The sequence below is a fragment of the Mycolicibacterium novocastrense genome, from assembly GCF_001499835.1.
Classification (GTDB): domain Bacteria; phylum Actinomycetota; class Actinomycetes; order Mycobacteriales; family Mycobacteriaceae; genus Mycobacterium; species Mycobacterium novocastrense.
Genome location: NZ_LQIH01000009.1, coordinates 1 through 17,647, shown reverse-complemented (window position 1 = coordinate 17,647; position 17,647 = coordinate 1). Strand labels below are relative to the sequence as shown.

The window sequence follows — 17,647 nt, the reverse complement described above, 5'->3', positions numbered from 1 at the left end:
AGTTAGCCGATAACACCCAAATAAATCTATCCGGACAGCTACAGCTGATCAGCCACGCTGACGGCCTTCGCGCACCTTCGTCACTGCTTCGCCATATTCGCAAAACGACTCAGATGGAGTTGGTGCGCAACGGTAATCGTCTTCGTCGGACCATTACGGTGCTTCCCCAGAATCAGGTCAGCCTCGCCGCCGCGCGGGTCGTCCCGCTCAAACGCGTCCGGCCGATGCAAAAGTATGACCATATCCGCATCTTGTTCGAGCGAGTTGTGAACTGAAATCCCCTGTGCCACAAAGCAGCTAGTGCCCGGCACAGTTCCGTCGTATACGTCTTGACGGCCGATACTCGTGATCTCAACGACCTCGTCCCAGTGAACATCATTCGTGGCGAGATCATGAAGCTCGCGATCCTCGAGGGCGGCCGCTGCGCGGTGCAGACGGCTACGACTTGGCGGGGCCTTGAGCAGCGATATAGAGGAAATCGCCGATCCAGAGGCGGCGGCGAATTCGGCCTTCGACATTTGCGTTCCGGCTAGGGAGCGCTTGACCCGGTCCCAGACCTCGACGGGCACAGTATCCCTGCCCGCACGCCGCCCGCGCAGAGCGAGTTTGTCGAGAACTTGCTTCGCCTTTACGCCCCGGCTACCGTGCACGCCAACCTTTGTCAGGAAGAGCTTCTGATTATCGAGCCATTCGACGTAGAGGAACCAGCAGTCACGGTAGCCGGCCTTACGAGTCTTTGCGATCCGACTCTGGACGCCCAGCCGTAGAAGTAACTGGCGCACGTCATCAACGAGTCGTCGGCTTGTCGATGCGTAATAGATGCGACCGTTCTTCTGCTTCTCGTCCCAACGCACCGACCCGTCCGTCGCCCAGAGGTGCCGTAGGAAAAGCGCAATCTGGTCGTTCGGCAGCGCGAAAACCTCTGCGGGAACAAATTTCTCGTAGCTGCGCTTTCCGAAAAGTCCCAACGTGTCCAGCCAGGCGGCAATCGGATTCCGCTTGCCGCGGGCCAAACGGTACGGAGCCGGCAACCGTAACGTCGTCACCCGTGCCGCCGGGTAATCGTCGCGCACCGCCGTCACACCGAAGTGTGTGGCCGCCTCAGCAACGGCATGAAGGTTCCACTCGTCGATACTCGCGTAGCGGATTGGCTGACGCTTCACGCACGATCCGTCGCCGATCATGTGCGCCAGCAGGATGATTTCGGACTCGTCCATCCGCTGCGTGTGAACCGGCTCCGGGACCCGTCGCGGCACCGCCACCCGATCCCCGACCTTCAATTCGCCTAACGGGGTCCACCCGTCGAATGTCATGAACGGGTGGTTGGCCGTCGCCTCGACCTCACGGCCCGACGCCAGCCGCACCTTGAACACTTCCTTGTGCCCGCTGTAGAACACGTTCGTCATCGGCCGCGCGACCATCCGCTTGCGCTCATCCATCGACCACACCAGTGGCCGCTCCCCCGTGCGCATCAGCTCACCGAACGTCACCTCAGCGCCAGTGTCCGCCCGCAGGATTCGCGTATTTGCGGTGAGACAACCCGACTCGCGAAGGTCCGACACCATCGGCTTCTTGTCCGTGCGCTGCTCCGGCCCACGGTTCAGCTGGCTGATCGCGACGACGGGCACGTCGAGTTCCTTGGCCATGAGCTTGAGGCTGCGCGAAAAGTCCGACACTTCCTGCTGCCGGGACTCGTACTTCTTGCCCGACGTCATCAGCTGCATGTAGTCGACGACGATCAACCGCAAGCCGGCCTTCTGGCTCAGCCGCCGCGCCTTCGCACGGATCTCCATCATCGTCAGGTTCGGCGAGTCATCGATAAACAACGGGGCTTCGCTGATCTCGCTCATCCGGCGCGCCAACCGCGTCCAGTCGTCGTCACTCATGCGGCCCGACCGCATATCGGCCAGCTTGATTTTCGCCTCGGCCGATAAGAGGCGCATCACGATCTCGGATTTGCTCATCTCCAGCGAGAAGATGACGCTGGGCATCTGGTGCTTGATTGAGCAGGACCGCATGAAATCGAGTCCGAGCGTGGAGTTGTGCGTCGGCACCATCTCCCGTCCCGCGAGATACAGATGATCGGAATTGCCGACCTCCACACACCGCACCGGCACACTCGGAACGCGCCGCACAGCGTCGATGCCCCACGCCGACTGACGTCGGCCGCCCACCGTCGCCAGCGCAGGCACCCGCGTCGCGCTGATGATGTCTACGCCAGGTCGCAAGGCAGTGGTGATCTGCACCCCGCGGCTAGTCGGCCACTGATGGAACGCGTCGGCCACAATCGTGGTGCCGTCGGCGAATTCAACCTCATAGCAGGGCCGCCCGAGCATCACCTCGGTGGCGGCCACCACCCGCGTCGGCTCCCCGTCCGCGCCCAGCAGCCAATCCCCTACGGCGACATCGCCCATCGTCGTCCAGCCGGTCGGCGTCGGCAGCGGCGTATCGAGCGCCAGCGCCTTCCCGACACCCGGCCGCGCCGCGATGATGATCATCTGCCCCGGATGGAGGCCGTTGGTCACCTCGTCGAGTTCGACGAATCCCGTCGGCACGCCGCGCGCGATGCCGCCCTGCGACGCGATCGCATCGATTTCGTCCATCGTCGGCTGCAGCAGTTCTTCGAGCGGCACGAAGTCCTCGGCCGTGCGCCGCTCGGTGACGTCGTAGATCTCCGACTGGGCGCGGTCGACGATCTCGTTGACGTCGGCGCCCTCGGCACCCGCGTAGCCGTACTGCACGACGCGCGTGCCTGCCTCGACCAGCCGCCGCAGCAGCGCCTTCTCCGCGACGATGCCCGCATAGAAGCCGGCATTCGCGGCCGTCGGCACCGTCGAGATCAACGTGTGCAGATACGGCGCCCCGCCGATGCGGCGCAGCAGCCCGCGCCGGTCCAGCTCGGCGGCCACTGTCACCGCATCGGCCGGCTCACCGCGGCCGTAGAGGTCGAGGATCGCGTCGTAGACGTTCTGGTGCGCAGGACGGTAGAAGTCCCCCGGGCGCAGCTTCTCGAGCACGTCGGCGATGGCGTCCTTGCTCAGCAGCATCCCGCCGAGCACCGCCTGCTCGGCAGCCTGATCCTGAGGGGGCTGACGCCCGAAGTCCTCGCTCGGCGGCGGGGTGTCCATCCCGTGATGACCAAGGTCGTCCACGACGGCCACGAAGCGCGTCACCCCCTTTATTCACTATCGAACGCAAGTTCGATACCCGCTAGTCGCGACTGTAAGCCAGACATCCGACAAACCGCTTTCGCGGCTCTGGATCCGCCCCGCCGACGGCTTACGCTAGACGTTGCTGGCGGGGGCGCAACCCGGCCCTGTTCATAGACCTGTGGACGGGGTGTGGATAGGTCTGGACAGCCATGTTGAGTCGTTGGGGAGAACCTGTTAACCAACCACTTCGCTTACTGCATCTGCGCTGATAGCCGCACCATAAACCGTCGGCGATCTTGTGGATGACAAATGCCTCGGCGTGTCGTGTCAGGTTGCCGACTCGGGCGTGTTGTATTGCCGCCAGGGACCGTCCAGGTTAACGGCGGGTTATCTTCGCTACGGCTATCCGCCGCGCGAAGTTCGCTCGCGCACACAGCAACGGCCGGGTGAAGATCGATCGCGTCTTCACCCGGCCGTATTTGACGCTGTGGTTACTGCCCGGCTACAACTTCCAGCGAAACCGTCGCGGCAATCTCCGGATGGAGCCGAACCGCGACCGGATGCGTGCCCGTCGACTTGATGTGCGCCTTGGGCAACTGGACGGTGCGCTTGTCCAGATTCGGGCCGCCGGCGCTCTTGATCGCCGCGACCACGTCGGCCGTCGTCACCGAGCCGAACAGCTTGCCGCTGTCGGCCGCCGCCTTCACCGACAGCTGCACCGGGCCGAGGTTCTCGATCGCGGCCTTCAGCTCGACGGCGTGCTCGCGGCCCTGGATGGCCTTCTGCTCGCGGGCCCGACGAATTTCTTCGGCCTGGCGCTCGGCGCCGCGCGATGCCACGACCGCCAGCCGGCGGGGCACCAGGTAATTGCGGGCGTAGCCGTCCTTGACCTCGACGATGTCGCCCTGGACGCCGAGATGTTCGACGTCGGCGGTAAGAATCAGTTTCATCTTTCCGTCCTGCCTATCGCGTCGACGAGGTGAACGGCAGCAACGCAACCTCGCGTGCGTTCTTCACCGCGATCGCGATGTCACGTTGGTGCTGAACGCAGTTGCCGGTGACGCGGCGTGCGCGGATCTTGCCGCGCTCGCTGATGTACGTGCGCAGCAGCGCCGTGTCCTTGTAATCGATGGTCTGCCCCTTCTTGGAGCAGAACACGCACTTGCGGGTCTTGACCGGCTTCTCGGGAGCCGGCCGACGCTTGGTGGCCTTGGCCATGTGTCTTTCTCTTTCTTACTTCTTGTTGATCAGTTGTGGATCAGAAGGGTGGCTCGTCGTCGGCTCCGGAGAACGAGCCCGACGCCGGGGCGCTGCCCCACGGGTCGTCCTTCGGCTGCTCGGCAGGACGCGAACCTCCGCCGCCGCCGCCGCCGAAGCCGCCGCCACCGCCGCCACTGCGGCTGGCCTTGTTCACCTTGGCGGTCGCGTACCGCAGCGACGGGCCGATCTCATCGACCTCGAGCTCGACCACGGTGCGCTTCTCACCCTCGCGCGTCTCGAACGAACGCTGCTTGAGCCGGCCCTGCACGATCACCCGCGAACCGCGAGTGAGGCTTTCGGCCACGTTCTCGGCGGCCTCCCGCCAGATGTTGCAGCGCAGGAACAGTGCCTCGCCGTCCTTCCACTCCCCGCTCTGGCGGTCGTAGATGCGCGGTGTCGACGCCACGGTGAAGTTGGCGACGGCAGCACCCGACGGCGTGAAGCGCAGTTCGGGATCGGCAGTCAGGTTTCCGACGACGGTGATGATGGTGTCACCAGCCACGATGTCCTCCTGGGATTGGCGGTGTAAGTCTGGGAGCGGTCGCAGGCGAGCCTACGGAAGCACTCCGACGCTTACAGCCCGTTCTTCGGGACTAGTGCTTGTCCGTCCGCATGACCTTGGTCCGCAGCACGGACTCGTTCAGGTTGAGCTGACGGTCCAGCTCGGTCACGGTGGCGGGCTCTGCCTTCACATCGACGACGGCATAGATGCCCTCGGCGTGCTTGGCGATCTCGTATGCCAACCGGCGCCGGCCCCAGATGTCGACCTTGTCGACACTGCCGCCGTCCTTGCGGATGACGTTGAGGAACGTTTCCAGCGACGGAGCTACGGTGCGCTCGTCAAGGGTGGGGTCGAGAATGACCATGATTTCGTATGGACGCATGAAGACCTTCATCACCTCCTACGGTCTGATCGGCCACGGACTGTCCGTGGCAGGAGGGTCGCCTGCGTCGGCAACCGGCCCAGGCTACAGGAAACCGCGCTGATCTGCGAAATCGTCCTGTTCGCGGCTCTACACTTCGGCCATGTTCTCCGAGACGCGTTACGCGTTGAACGGGGACCTGCGCGTCGCCTACCGGGCATCGGCGCCCGGCGAGCGCGACATCGTCTTCGTGCCCAACTGGTTCACCTGTTGCGAACTGGCGCCCGAGCTGCCCTCGCTTCAAGGGTGGGTTGCGGCTGTCACGTCACTCGGACGGCTCATCTTCTTCGATCAGCCGGGTGCGGGAGCGTCAGACCCCATCACCCCGGAGGCGCTTCCGACATTGGAGCAGTGGTCCGACAGCATCACCGCCGTCCTCGACGACCTCGGAAGCGAGGAGGCGGTCCTGCTGGCCGCCGACGGCGCATTCGCGTCCGCCGCTCTCTTCGCCGCAACACATCCGTCCCGGACAGCCGCGCTGGTGGTGCTTCAGGGTTATGCCGATCCACCTGTGGAACGCGCGGAGGGGCCAGACCTCGAGCAAGTCAAAGCGGCCTGGGTCGCGATGTGGGGAACCGGAGAGTTCCAGCACATCATCAATCCGGACATGCCATGGAACGAGGAGATCCGCGCGTCATGGGCACGGCACGAACGGCTGGCGGCCAGCCCGGCGACGGTGTCGTTGCTCTTGCCGCTCGTGACCGAATTGGATGTGCGAGCGATCCTTTCGAGCATCCGCACTCCCACGCTGGTCGTCCAACATGTCGGCGACCAATTCAATTTGCCTCAGTGGGGGAAGGCCATCGCGGACCATGTACCCGAAGCGCAATACGTTGAGCTGCCGGGCCGCAACATGTACCAGTTCGTCGAGCCCTGGCGTGAGTCCTTCCAGGCGATCTGCGAGTTCCTCACCGGACACCAACCCGACGTGGCCGACGACCGCGTGCTAGCCACCGTGCTCTTCACCGACATCGTCGGCTCCACCCGTCGCGCCGCCGAGATCGGCGACCGCGACTGGCACGCGTTGCTCGACGCTCACGACGCCGTCGTCCGCGCACAGTTGGCCCGCTTCCGCGGCCGCGAGGTGAACACCTCCGGAGACGGCTTTCTCGCCATGTTCGACGGCCCGCAACGAGCGATCCGCTGTGCCATGGCCATTCGCGACTCCGTCCAGGCGCTCGGCATCGAGATACGCGCCGGGCTGCACACCGGCGAATGCGAGGTCCGCGGCGACGACATCGGCGGCATCGGCGTGCACATCGGTGCACGGGTCAGCGCCCTCGCCAGTGCCAACGAGGTTCTGGTGTCGAGTACATTGCGCGACTTGGTCATCGGCTCCGGCCTGGAGTTCGACGATCGCGGCGCCCACCAACTCAAAGGCGTGCCCGGCGAATGGCGCCTGTTCGCCGTCGCCTCCTAGCCACCAATTGTGAATCTGGCTGCGCTTTCAGGCCGCGGATTCATACGGTCAGTGCAACATCTGTTGTGATTGGAGTTGCGCTATGCCGAGTCCGTTCGGAGTTTCGGTTCGTCGAGATTTCTTTGATCGTGTGTGTCTGGGATCGACTGTTGGAGATGCCGCCCGGGGTGCGGGTGTGTCATACAACACCGGGTGGCTGTGGTGGCGCGATGCTGGTGCGATGACACTACGTAAGGGTCGCGGAAGTGGTGGGCTGGCTAATCCGGGGAATTTGTTGCGTCCGGGTGGATTCGGCGCCGACCTCAGTTTGGACGAACGCGTCAAGATCATGCGCGGTCTTGATGCCCACCTCACCCAGGCCGAGATCGCGCGCCGAATCGGTCGGGGCCGCTGGACGGTCAGTCGCGAAATCGCTCGCAATAAGAACCCCGACGGGGATTACCACGCCTTGATGGCCCATGCCCGCGCAGCCGAAAGCGCGCGGCGGCCTAAGGCGTTCAAGCTCAAAGACAATCCGTTGTGCGCCCAGATTGAGGGCTGGATGGATATCGGTTGGAGTCCCGGGCTGATCGCCGATGTATTGGCCCGCGACTACCCCGATGACAAGCTGATGAGGGTGAGCCACGAGACGATCTATCGCTGCCTGTATGTGCAGGCTAGGGGTAGTTTGCGCGCTGATTTGCACCAACGGCTGTCTACCCGGCGGGCCAAGCGCAAGCCACGCGACCGCACCGACAATCGTCGCGGGGTCTACAGCAGTGGTGAGGAATTCAAAATCAGCGATCGTCCGGCCGAGGCTACTGACCGCGCAGTGCCCGGCCACTGGGAAGGCGATCTGATACTGGGGCCCGGGGGCACGAGTGCGGTCGGGACCCTGGTCGAGCGGTCCACCCGGTTCACCATGCTTGCACCTGCCCGGCGATCACACCGCCGAAACGGTAGCCACGGCGATGATCAAGGCGATGAGTGAGTTGCCCGAGGATCTGCGTCGGTCGATCACCTGGGACCGCGGCAGCGAGATGTCCAAGTGGCGTGACATCCAGCTCCAGCTCAACACCCCGGTCTACTTCTGCAACCCCCACTCACCCTGGCAGCGCGGAACCAATGAGAACACCAACCGACTGCTGCGATTCTGGTTCGAAAAAGGCAGCGACCTAAGCGGTTACACCAAGGCCGATCTCAAACGCATACAAGATCTCCTCAACCGCCGGCCCAGACCGACCCTCGATCTCGACACACCGGCCCAGCGGTTAGCCGCACTCCTCGACCAAGCCGCCGCCTAAACGTTGCACTCACCGGTTGACAATGCCAGCAGTTTCGCGCAGGTGGATTCACAATCGAGACGGGGCGGGCGTTGAGCGGCGGGCCGCCTACCTCGACACTGCGGTCAGATCGCGGTCTTCCGTAACTTCGCGATCTGTGCGCAGTCTCGACCCGTCCGGTCGCAGCCAGTCCGGCAGCCACCGCGGCGGCGTGTCTGGTGCACGGTCGAACACCCCGCCCGCCGGGTCGTCGACCACTCCGCGAGCCCGGACCAGGTCGAGTTCAGGCCGATAGATCTGACGAACCACCAGCGCGCACAACGCGACCACCGCAATATCGCGCAGCAGCACGGTGATCGTGAACGGCTGTTCCGGCAATCCCATGTTCGCCTCACCGTAGAGGTACAACATCCGCGGCACCCACACCAGCGCGTCGATCGTCATCCACGCCAACAGGATGCGACGGTGCGGCAGGGCCAGCACCGCCAGCGGCACCAGCCACAGCGAGAACTGTGGGCTCCACACCTTGTTGGTCAACAGGAACGCCGCGACGACCAGGAACGCCAACTGTGCCACGCGGGGCCGGCGCTTCGCGGTCAGCGCGATGTAACCGATTGCGATGCAACAGGACACGAACAGGATCGCCGAGACCGTGTTGGTCACCGTCGGTGGCCGCCAGAAGCCCAGATCCGGATCGAACCCGCGCCACCCGGTGAACGACTTGATGACGTTGTAGATCGAGTCCATGTCGTCGCCGCGGCGGGTGTTGAGCCGGAAGAACTCCGACCACCCGCGCGGGAACAGCACCATGATCGGCAGGTTGACCACCAGCCACGCCGCTACCGCCGCGGCGGCCGTCTTGCCGACCTCCCGCAGCTTGCCGGTGCGCACCGCGAGCACCGCCAGCGGCGCCAACAACAGCAGCGGATACAGCTTGGCCGCCACACCCAAACCGATCAGCGCCCCCGCCAGCACCGGCTTTCGGCGTGCCCACGCGAGCAGCGCGCCCGTCGCGAAAGCCGTTGCCAGCGCATCGAAATTCGTGAAGATCTGGAAGATCACCAGCGGCGAGGCCGCCACCAACGCGGCATCCCATACCCGTCGCGGCCCGGCCAATCGCGACGTCGCCCACACCGTGACCAGCCACGCCAACGCCAGCCCCAACGCGGCGATGTTGAAGAACATCACCACCTCGGCGATCACCGGCACCGACACCAGTTTCGTCAGCGCGGTATAGGTCTTGGCCAACGACATCGCCACGTACTGGTAGATGCCGGTCAACACCGGATACTCCATGTAGCGCACCGCGATGTTGCCGTCGTACTGAATGTGCGGCTGGCCGGAGGCGTCCTTCTCGATCCAGCTCGACTTGTACGGGAACTTGCCGAGGTTGAGCAGTTCGGCGGTGTACAGCGGAACGGTGTCGGAGTAGCAGAGCTGGAAGTACGCCCGCTGGTTGCTCCAATCGGCCACCCGCTGATCGGCGGTGCCCGTGCCCGTGGTCTGAAGGCACGCGGCCTTCGTCGAATAACCGAGCGCCAGGAACACCAACGCGATGATCAGCATGACGCGCAGCGGGGTCAGAAACCGCTGCCTGCCGATCAGCGCGTGCCTTCCGACGGGTCCGCCGATGACATCGGAGAGCGCGGCCCCGATGACGTCGGTGCGGCTGGGGAGATCACGCTCGTCGAAGCTTCTGGTGTCCGCCGCCGGCCGAGCCGGCGATACCACTTCAACACGCCGCGCAGGCGAAACAGCTTGCGCCGGGGCCGTCGACGGCTCGCCGCTTTCCTCGCCCCCCACCTCGGTCACGGAGGCGGTAGCGGCGCACCGGGCGCCGGCGGTGCTCCAACGGGTGCGGGCGGTGGCGCCCCGACGGGTGCCGGCGCGGGGACGCCGGGAGCAGGACCACCGGGTATCGGACCGCCGGGGACGGTGCCACCCGGCGGCGGGGCGACCGGGACCGTCGTCGGCGGACCCCACGGAATCGTGATGCCCGGCGCCACTTCGATTGTCGGCTGGATGACGGTCTGCGACGGCGGGGTGACCTCCGTCGGAGGGGCCGTCGTCGACGGTGGCGGCGGCGCCTGCGGAACACCGGCGTAGCCGCCGATCTCCTCGGGCTTGGGGAACGATTCGTTGTCGGTGTCCTCCAGCGCGCCGTCCATCGTCGTCTTCCAGATGTCGGACGGCAGACCCGACCCGTAGATCGGTGAACCCCACTGGTTCTCGAGCGGCTTGGTGCCCTCGGTGGTGCCGACCCACACCGCGGTGGACAGCGACGGCGTGTAGCCGACCATCCAGGCGTCGCGGTTGCTGTCGGTGTCACCGAGCTGGTTGGTGCCCGTCTTGGCCGCCGACGGCCGACCACCGGCCAGCGCATGACCGTTGGAGTAGGCCGCGATCGGCTGCATCGCCGAGGTCACGTTGTCGGCGACCTTCTTCTCGATCCGCTGCTCCCCCGAGTTGTCCTGCTGCGACGCGTCGAACAGCACCTCACCCTCGGAGTTGACGACCTTCTGCACGAAGTGCGGCTTGTGGTAGACCCCGGATGCCGCCAGCGTGGCGTACGCCGACGCCATGTCGATCACCCGGGACTGGTACTGGCCCAACACGATTCCGTTGTTCGGCGGACCGCCCTGCCCGTCCTCGGACAGCGTGTGCTCGACGCCGGGGAAGCTTTCGGCGATACCGGCCTGATGCGCGGCGTCGGCGACGTCCTGCGGGCCGTTCTTCAGCTTGAGCATCAGCCGGTAGTAGCTGGTGTTCAGCGAACGCTTCAGCGCCTCGGCGATGTTGCACGTGCCGCAGCCGCCACCCTCGACGTTGGTGATCTTGATGCCGTTGACTTCCAGCGGCGAACTGTCCACCTGGGTGCCCAGGCCCATGCCCTGCTGCAGCGCCGCGACCAACGCGAACACCTTGAACGACGACCCGGTCGGCAGGCCCGCCTGCGCGAAGTCGAAACCGTTGGCGTCGGTGCCGCCGTAGTAGGCCTTCACCCCACCGGTGCGTGGGTCGATCGACACGATCGCGGTCCGCATGTCGGGGTCCTGGCCCTCGAGGTACTCCGAGGCGGCCTCTTCCGCGGCCTGCTGCGCCTTCGGGTCGATGGTCGTGGTGATCTGCAGGCCCTCGGTGTTCAGCGTCTGCTCGTTGATGTCGAACAGCTCGAGCAGTTCCTTCTGCACCTGCCGCTCGATCAGGCCGTTCGGCCCCGTGGTCTGGTTCTGCGAGCGCGCCAGGTCGGGCGGCACCGTCGCCGGGAACACCTGCGCGGCCCGCTCCTCGGGGGTCAGCGCGCCGATCTCGACCATCCCGTCGAGCACCCAGTTCCAGCGCGCCGTGGCGCCCTCGAGGTTGACCGCGGGGTCAAGCGCCGACGGACGCTGGATCAGCGCGGCCAGCAGCGCGCCCTCTGCGACGTTGAGTTCTTCGACCGGTTTGTTGAAGTACGCCTTCGACGCCGCGGCGATGCCGTAGGACCCTCGACCGAAGTAGATGATGTTCAGATACGACTGCATCACTTGGTCTTTGGACCATTCGCCGGACATCTTCGTCGAGATGACCAGCTCCTTGGCTTTTCGGATCAGGCCCCCGACGCCGGAGCGCTCGGAACCGACCAGCGCGTTCTTGACGTACTGCTGAGTGATGGTCGAGCCGCCCTGCAGGTCGCCGCCGAACAGGTTGTTCTTGATGGCCCGCGCGAACCCGGTGAACGAGAAGCCCGGATTCGAGTAGAAGTCTCGGTCCTCGGCGGCCATCACCGCGTTGCGCGCCTGCACCGGGATCTGGTCGATGTTGACGTCGACGCGGTTGCCTTCGGGGGGAACGATTTTCGCGAGCTCACTGCCGTCGCTGGCCAGAATCGTCGACACCTGGTTGGTGCGGATGTCCCCCGGTTTGGGGACGTCGACGATCATGTACGCCATTCCGAACGTGATGAGCGGCAGCACGATGAACACCGCCGCCGCGATGAGCCCGCCGCGACGCACCCACGTCCAGTTGATCTGGCTGGGCAGACCTCGCCGCGGACCCGACGGGCCGCTCGGAGGACCACCCCCGCCCGGCGGCCGGGGCGGCGGCGGTGGTGGCGTCGGCGGTTTGCGTGTCGGAGTGCCGTCGAGCGCCGCCTTGACGACGTCGACGGGGTCGCGCAGATGGGGCGGTCGAGCCTCGCGCACCGGCGGCAGCACCGAGGTGTGCCGGTCGTCGGGCGGCACCGGCCGGGTGCGGGAGTCCGCCGACGGGCGGTGTTGGGGTTGGCCGGCCGGCGGGCGCTGTTGCGGCGCGTCGGGCGCTGATCGGTGTTGCGGCGCCTCGGGGGCCGGGCGGTGTCGGCCGGCGTCGCCGGCGTTGGATTTCGGCGCGCTCACGCCATCAGCCCCGTGTCCTGAACGGACTTCGTTGACTGACCGGTCGTGGCGCCCTTCGCTATTCACTGGCCGTGCGCGCCCGTGAGCGCGCGGTTCGAGTGCCGGGTTTTCCCTTCGGTGGCGGGACCGCGCCGAGCACGTACGACTTGACCAGGTGATTCCAGCTGCAGGTGCGGCATACCTCCACCACGTGTACGGAGAATTCGTCGTATCGGGATGCCAGCAGGACCAACTCCTCGGCCGTTCGTGCGGAACCCGATACCGGGCCAAGATGGTCACCGAATACCCACGACACCAGGGTGAGCTGTTCTTTCCGACAAATCGGACACGTCACTGAACTGGGCTTGCCGTGGAATTTGGCGGCGCGCAGCAGATAGGGATTGGCGTCGCAGACCTCGGAGACGCCGGTGCGTCCCGAATAGACCTCGGCCAGCAGGGACCGTCGCCGAAGTGCGTAGTCCACCACCTGTCGCTGCAATCGCACGAGGACCAGAGTACGTCGGCGATGGACCTACCGGAGCGTGACGGCACGGTCACGCCCCTCTCTAAGGTATTTGATCTGGACCGACGGCACCAGCAATCGGCCGTGTGCGGCGACCTTGAGGAGACTCGATGTTGGACGGGCGCGACTTCGCCCTCGACGGCGGGCCCGCCGGTGAAGGCTCGAGCCGATTCACGCGCGACCTTCCCGAACAGTGGTGCTTCGACGGTCGTGCCTTCGGCGGCTACACCTCCGCACTGGCGCTGGCCGCGATGTTCGCGCACAGCGGTCGGCCGGCGGCGGCGTCGCTGTCGGTGACCTTCGTCGAGGCCGGGGCGCCCGGACCGCTGCAGATCGACGTTCGCAGCATCCGCGGCGGACGCACCGCCGCGGCCGTCGAGGCCACCATCCGCCAGCGGGAACGCACCATCCTCATCGCGAACAGCTGGTTCGCCGACGGTTGGCTCGGCCCGCCGTCGGTCGACGCACCCGTCCCCTTCGAGCGCTACGCCGCCCCGCTGCCGGAACCGGAGTCGGCGTCCGCGCTGGACTGGATCGGCCAGGAGTACCGGCCGCTGCGGTTCGCCCATCGCCGCGGCCTGGACTACCCGCCGAGCCTCACCCGCTTCGCGGACCGTCGCCCGGAGGTGGCGCTGTGGGTGAGCGCCGACACCGATTCACCTACCGACCCGCTCAGCCACCCCCAGATCAGCGACGTCCTGCACGCCGACGCCCACCTGTTCGATGCGCCGGGCAAGGTCAGCGGATTCGTCGACGCATGGCTGCTGAGCCTGGACCTCAGCCTGGTGTGGCAGCCCGGGGCACACCTGGTCCCGTCCACGACGTGGCGGCTGCTCGAGGCACGGGGCTCGGTCGCCAGCGGCGGCGTCTCGGCCTACGGCTCGCTGCGCGGTGCGGACGGATCGCTGCTGGCCGTGATGACTTCCCAGGGCCTCATCCGCTGAGTACTTCTACGATCATCGGCGTGGCAACCCGGCAGACATCGGCAACGCGGGCCAAAGACAGCGACCGCAACGACACGTGCCAGATCCTCGACAGCGCCTTGGCCGAGGGCCAGCTGTCGATGACCGAGCACGGCGAGCGGGTCAAGGCGGCGACGACCGCGACCACGCTCGGCGAGCTGCAGGCGCTGGTGTCCGATCTGCAGACCAACAACGCCCCCGTGCAGCTGCCAACGTTGCGCAAGCCGAGAACGCTGCCGATGGCCGGGAACGGCTGGGGTCTGCGTCTCGCGGTGGCCGGCGTGCTGCTGGTGCTCGGCATCGCGATCGGCTGGGGGTTGTACGGCAACACCCCGTCGCCGCTGAATTTCACGTCGGATCCCGGGGCGAAGTCCGACGGCATCACCCCGGTGGTGCTGACCCCGCCCAAGCAGCTGCACTCGCTCGGCGGGCTGACGGGTCTGCTGGAACAGATGAAGCAGCGGTTCGGCGACACCAACGGATACCGCCTCGTCGTGTATCCGGACTACGCGTCGCTGACCCGGCCGGACCCCGCCGAGGAGCGCCGCGAGCTGAACTACACCTACCGCGGCGGCTGGGACGATCCGTCGTCGACCTCGAAAAGCAGCAGTGCCGTCGAGGTCGACCTGAGCAAGTTCGACGCCAAGGCGGTCGTCGGCGTCCTGCGCGGCGCCCCGGAGACGCTCGGCATGAAACCCGAGGACGTCACCAGCACGTATCTGTCCATCGACCCGGCCACCGACCCGACCACCCCCGGCGCGCTGTCGGTCGACGTCTACGTGTCCAGCGATTACGGCAGCGGGTACATCGAGCTGGCCGGTGACGGCACGGTCAAGCAGATCAACTACCCCGGCTGAGGCCCAGTCGTTCGCGCGACGGTAACCCAACATTCGCGCCGAATATATCGGCGCGATACTATGGTGCGAGGTGTCGAAACGCCGTAACGGACGAGCTGCGATTTTCTGGAGGGGGTGTCCTCGGTGCTGGAATTGGCCATCCTGGGACTCCTGCTGGAATCGCCGATGCACGGTTACGAACTTCGCAAGAGATTGACGGGCTTGCTCGGCGCCTTCCGCGCATTTTCGTACGGATCGTTGTATCCGGCCTTGCGGCGCATGCAGAATGACGGGCTGATCGTCGAGGACGCTGCACCGGACGGCACCCCGAAGATGCGCCGGGCGCGACGCGTCTACCAGCTGACCGAGAAGGGCAAGCAGCGCTTCTCCGAACTGGTGGCCGACACGGGCCCACAGAACTTCTCCGACGACGGATTCGGTGTCCATCTCGCCTTCTTCAACCGCACCCCGGCCGAGGCCCGGATGCGGATCCTGGAGGGGCGTCGTCGTCAGGTGGAGGAACGCCGCGAGGGTCTGCGTGAAGCCGTTGCGCGGGCCAGCAGCTCGATCGACAGGTACACCCGCCAGCTTCATCAGCTGGGGTTGGAGTCGAGCGAGCGCGAGGTGAAGTGGCTCAACGAGTTGATTGCGGCGGAACGTCTGAGCCAGGGGCGCTCAGACAACACAGTGCAGCCCTAGGCAGAACCGAACCAGCTACGACCGGGATTACGAAGGGAAGAGTCGTCATGTCATCCAACGGAGAGGTGCGGGTCGCGATTGTCGGCGTGGGCAACTGCGCGTCGTCGCTCGTACAGGGCGTGCAGTACTACCACGATGCCGACGAGACGGCCACCGTGCCCGGCCTGATGCATGTGCGCCTCGGCCCCTACCACGTGCGCGACGTCAAGTTCGTCGCCGCCTTCGACGTCGACGCCAAGAAGGTCGGCTTCGATCTGTCCGAGGCGATCTTCGCGTCGGAGAACAACACCATCAAGATCGCCGACGTGCCGCCGCTCAACGTCACCGTCCAGCGCGGCCCGACCCTCGACGGCATCGGCAAGTACTACGCCGACACCATCGAGGTCTCCGACTCCGATCCGGTCGACGTCGTCAAGGCGCTCAAGGACGCCGAGGTCGACGTCCTGGTGTCCTACCTTCCGGTGGGTTCGGACGAGGCCGACAAGTTCTACGCCCAGTGCGCGATCGACGCCGGGGTGGCGTTCGTCAACGCGCTGCCGGTGTTCATCGCGTCGGACCCGGAGTGGGCGAAGAAGTTCACCGACGCCGGCGTCCCGATCGTCGGTGACGACATCAAGAGCCAGATCGGCGCGACGATCACCCACCGCGTGATGGCCAAGCTGTTCGAGGACCGCGGCGTGCAACTCGACCGCACCATGCAGCTCAACGTCGGCGGCAACATGGACTTCCTCAACATGCTCGAGCGCGAGCGGCTGGAGTCGAAGAAGATCTCCAAGACCCAGGCCGTCACGTCCAACCTGCAGCGCGAGTTCAAGACCAAGGACGTGCACATCGGCCCGTCCGACCACGTCGGCTGGCTCGATGACCGCAAGTGGGCCTACGTCCGGCTCGAGGGCCGCGCGTTCGGTGACGTGCCGCTGAACCTGGAGTACAAGCTCGAGGTGTGGGATTCGCCGAACTCGGCGGGTGTCATCATCGACGCGGTGCGGGCGGCCAAGATCGCGCTCGATCGCGGCATCGGCGGTCCCGTCGAGGCGGCCTCGGCCTACCTGATGAAGAGCCCGCCCAAGCAGCTTCCCGACGATGTCGCCCGGGCGCAGCTCGAAACCTTCATCGAGGGCTGACTCTCACTGCTCGCCGAAACCGACGTTTTGGTCGATTCGTCGCAGTACGGACCGCCATTACGTCGGTCCCGGCGACACGGTTAGATGACTTCGTGACCGATATCTCTGCTGACGACGAACTGGCCACGCTCGACGAGTTCATCTTCCTCACGGAGAACGCGCGGCAGGCCGGTGTCGACGCGGTACCCCACGCCGAGCGCATCGATTCCGGACCCATCAGCGCGCTGAAATTCGGCGAGGGGTCGCCGCGGGTGGTGTTCCTGCACGGCGGCGGACAGAACGCCCACACCTGGGACACCGTGATCGTCGGGCTCGGCGTGCCGGCGCTCGCCATCGACCTGCCAGGGCACGGCCGCTCGGCGTGGCGCGAGGACGGCGACTACGGCCCGAAGAGCAACGCGGTCGCGGTCGAACCCGTGGTTCGTGAGCTGGCTTCGGAGGCCTCGCTGGTGGTGGGGATGTCGCTGGGCGGCCTGACGTCGTTGCGCCTGGCCGTCGAGGCCCCGGATCTCGTGCGCAGGCTGGTGCTCGTCGACGTGACGCCCTCGGCGCCCGAGCGGCACACCCAGATGACCGAGGCGCAGAAGGGCACCGTCGCTCTGGTGCAGGGCGATCGCATCTTCCCCTCGTTCGAGGCGATGCTGGAGAAGACGGTCGCCGCGGCGCCACACCGTGATCGGGAGTCGTTGCGTCGCGGCGTGTTCCACAATGCGCGACGGCTCGAGGACGGCACCTGGACCTGGCGCTACGACGAGATGCGCAAGGGTGAGGGCTTCGAGGGTCTGTGGGACGACGTCCCGCGGCTGCAGGTGACGACGACGTTGGTGCGCGGCGCCAACTCGTTCTTCGTCAATGACGACGACGCCGCCGAGTTCGCCCGTCGCGCACCGGGATTCAAAGATGTCCACATCGTCGAGGATTCCGGACACTCGGTGCAGAGCGATCAGCCGCGCAAGTTGATCGAGATCCTGCGGGCGGTGCTCGCCGAGTAGCTCGGTTCGCCCCTGCCCGCGAGCGACCGCATTTGTCCGCGGTTTCGCGGTGTGTCGGCGGGCAGACACCTTCGTAAGTGGTGTTTGTCAATGGTGGTTGGGGTGGCCTGCCCTGGTCCTGGTCTCAACGTAGTGCGTC

General features: G+C 65.9%; 14 protein-coding genes and 1 pseudogene. 7 read left to right on the top strand and 8 right to left on the bottom strand.

Translation table 11 applies throughout. From position 1 onward, the window contains the following. Positions 1-80: 80 nt before the first annotated feature. From AU072_RS08675 to rpsF, 5 genes are all read right to left on the bottom strand, one after another. A complete protein-coding gene (locus tag AU072_RS08675) occupies positions 81-3,161 on the bottom strand; it encodes a replicative DNA helicase (protein WP_174523792.1) in 3,081 nt (1,026 codons plus the stop codon). 482 nt (positions 3,162-3,643) lie between these two features. Continuing rightward, complete coding sequence (gene rplI, locus AU072_RS08670; protein ID WP_064413404.1) at positions 3,644-4,102, bottom strand: 50S ribosomal protein L9; 459 nt, start codon at positions 4,100-4,102, stop codon at positions 3,644-3,646. Positions 4,103-4,115: 13 nt separating this feature from the next. After that, entirely contained in the window at positions 4,116-4,370 is a 255-nt protein-coding gene (gene rpsR, locus AU072_RS08665; protein WP_064402259.1) for a 30S ribosomal protein S18, read from the bottom strand. A gap of 40 nt (positions 4,371-4,410) precedes the next feature. Then, the gene (locus tag AU072_RS08660) at positions 4,411-4,914 is read right to left on the bottom strand and encodes a single-stranded DNA-binding protein (RefSeq protein ID WP_064346102.1); all 504 of its coding nucleotides are present in this window, start codon (positions 4,912-4,914) and stop codon (positions 4,411-4,413) included. 91 nt (positions 4,915-5,005) lie between these two features. Continuing rightward, a complete protein-coding gene (gene rpsF / locus AU072_RS08655) occupies positions 5,006-5,296 on the bottom strand; it encodes a 30S ribosomal protein S6 (protein WP_014818429.1) in 291 nt (96 codons plus the stop codon). Between the two features lie 142 nt (positions 5,297-5,438). Here rpsF and AU072_RS08650 point away from each other — a divergent pair, with 142 nt between their 5' ends. Next, positions 5,439-6,755: an adenylate/guanylate cyclase domain-containing protein gene (locus tag AU072_RS08650; protein ID WP_064413403.1), complete on the top strand. Its 1,317-nt coding sequence runs from the start codon at positions 5,439-5,441 to the stop codon at positions 6,753-6,755. An 82-nt stretch (positions 6,756-6,837) separates the two neighbouring features. After that, positions 6,838-8,038, top strand: a pseudogene (locus AU072_RS08645) (IS30 family transposase). A gap of 87 nt (positions 8,039-8,125) precedes the next feature. Here AU072_RS08645 and AU072_RS08640 read toward each other — a convergent pair. The 3 genes from AU072_RS08640 to AU072_RS08630 form a co-directional block, all read right to left on the bottom strand. Continuing rightward, the gene (locus AU072_RS08640) at positions 8,126-9,748 is read right to left on the bottom strand and encodes a glycosyltransferase family 87 protein (RefSeq protein WP_064413402.1); all 1,623 of its coding nucleotides are present in this window, start codon (positions 9,746-9,748) and stop codon (positions 8,126-8,128) included. 77 nt (positions 9,749-9,825) lie between these two features. Continuing rightward, complete coding sequence (locus AU072_RS08635; protein ID WP_082680954.1) at positions 9,826-12,393, bottom strand: transglycosylase domain-containing protein; 2,568 nt, start codon at positions 12,391-12,393, stop codon at positions 9,826-9,828. Between the two features lie 58 nt (positions 12,394-12,451). Further along, positions 12,452-12,877 carry a DUF5318 domain-containing protein gene (locus tag AU072_RS08630; protein WP_064346105.1) on the bottom strand — a complete coding sequence of 142 codons (426 nt, stop codon included), beginning with the start codon at positions 12,875-12,877 and terminating at the stop codon, positions 12,452-12,454. Positions 12,878-13,005: 128 nt separating this feature from the next. Between AU072_RS08630 and AU072_RS08625 the strand changes: the two genes are divergently transcribed. From AU072_RS08625 to AU072_RS08605, 5 genes are all read left to right on the top strand, one after another. Beyond that, positions 13,006-13,839: a thioesterase family protein gene (locus AU072_RS08625; RefSeq protein WP_064413401.1), complete on the top strand. Its 834-nt coding sequence runs from the start codon at positions 13,006-13,008 to the stop codon at positions 13,837-13,839. 20 nt (positions 13,840-13,859) lie between these two features. Continuing rightward, positions 13,860-14,714: a DUF1707 SHOCT-like domain-containing protein gene (locus AU072_RS08620; RefSeq protein ID WP_082680955.1), complete on the top strand. Its 855-nt coding sequence runs from the start codon at positions 13,860-13,862 to the stop codon at positions 14,712-14,714. Positions 14,715-14,837: 123 nt separating this feature from the next. Beyond that, entirely contained in the window at positions 14,838-15,392 is a 555-nt protein-coding gene (locus tag AU072_RS08615) for a PadR family transcriptional regulator (protein ID WP_064346166.1), read from the top strand. Positions 15,393-15,439: 47 nt separating this feature from the next. Next, the gene (locus AU072_RS08610; RefSeq protein WP_064346107.1) at positions 15,440-16,516 is read left to right on the top strand and encodes an inositol-3-phosphate synthase; all 1,077 of its coding nucleotides are present in this window, start codon (positions 15,440-15,442) and stop codon (positions 16,514-16,516) included. 92 nt (positions 16,517-16,608) lie between these two features. After that, positions 16,609-17,508, top strand: coding sequence for an Rv0045c family esterase (locus tag AU072_RS08605; protein ID WP_064413400.1), 900 nt, complete (start codon positions 16,609-16,611; stop codon positions 17,506-17,508). Positions 17,509-17,647: the final 139 nt, after the last annotated feature.

What these genes read in the sequence shown, in the direction of transcription:
- AU072_RS08625 (WP_064413401.1), top strand. Translation starts at nt 13,006, where the DNA reads ATGTTGGACGGGCGCGACTTCGCCCTCGACGGCGGGCCCGCCGGTGAA.
- rplI (WP_064413404.1), bottom strand. Translation starts at nt 4,102, where the DNA reads ATGAAACTGATTCTTACCGCCGACGTCGAACATCTCGGCGTCCAGGGC.
- rpsF (WP_014818429.1), bottom strand. Translation starts at nt 5,296, where the DNA reads ATGCGTCCATACGAAATCATGGTCATTCTCGACCCCACCCTTGACGAG.
- AU072_RS08610 (WP_064346107.1), top strand. Translation starts at nt 15,440, where the DNA reads ATGTCATCCAACGGAGAGGTGCGGGTCGCGATTGTCGGCGTGGGCAAC.
- AU072_RS08650 (WP_064413403.1), top strand. Translation starts at nt 5,439, where the DNA reads ATGTTCTCCGAGACGCGTTACGCGTTGAACGGGGACCTGCGCGTCGCC.
- rpsR (WP_064402259.1), bottom strand. Translation starts at nt 4,370, where the DNA reads ATGGCCAAGGCCACCAAGCGTCGGCCGGCTCCCGAGAAGCCGGTCAAG.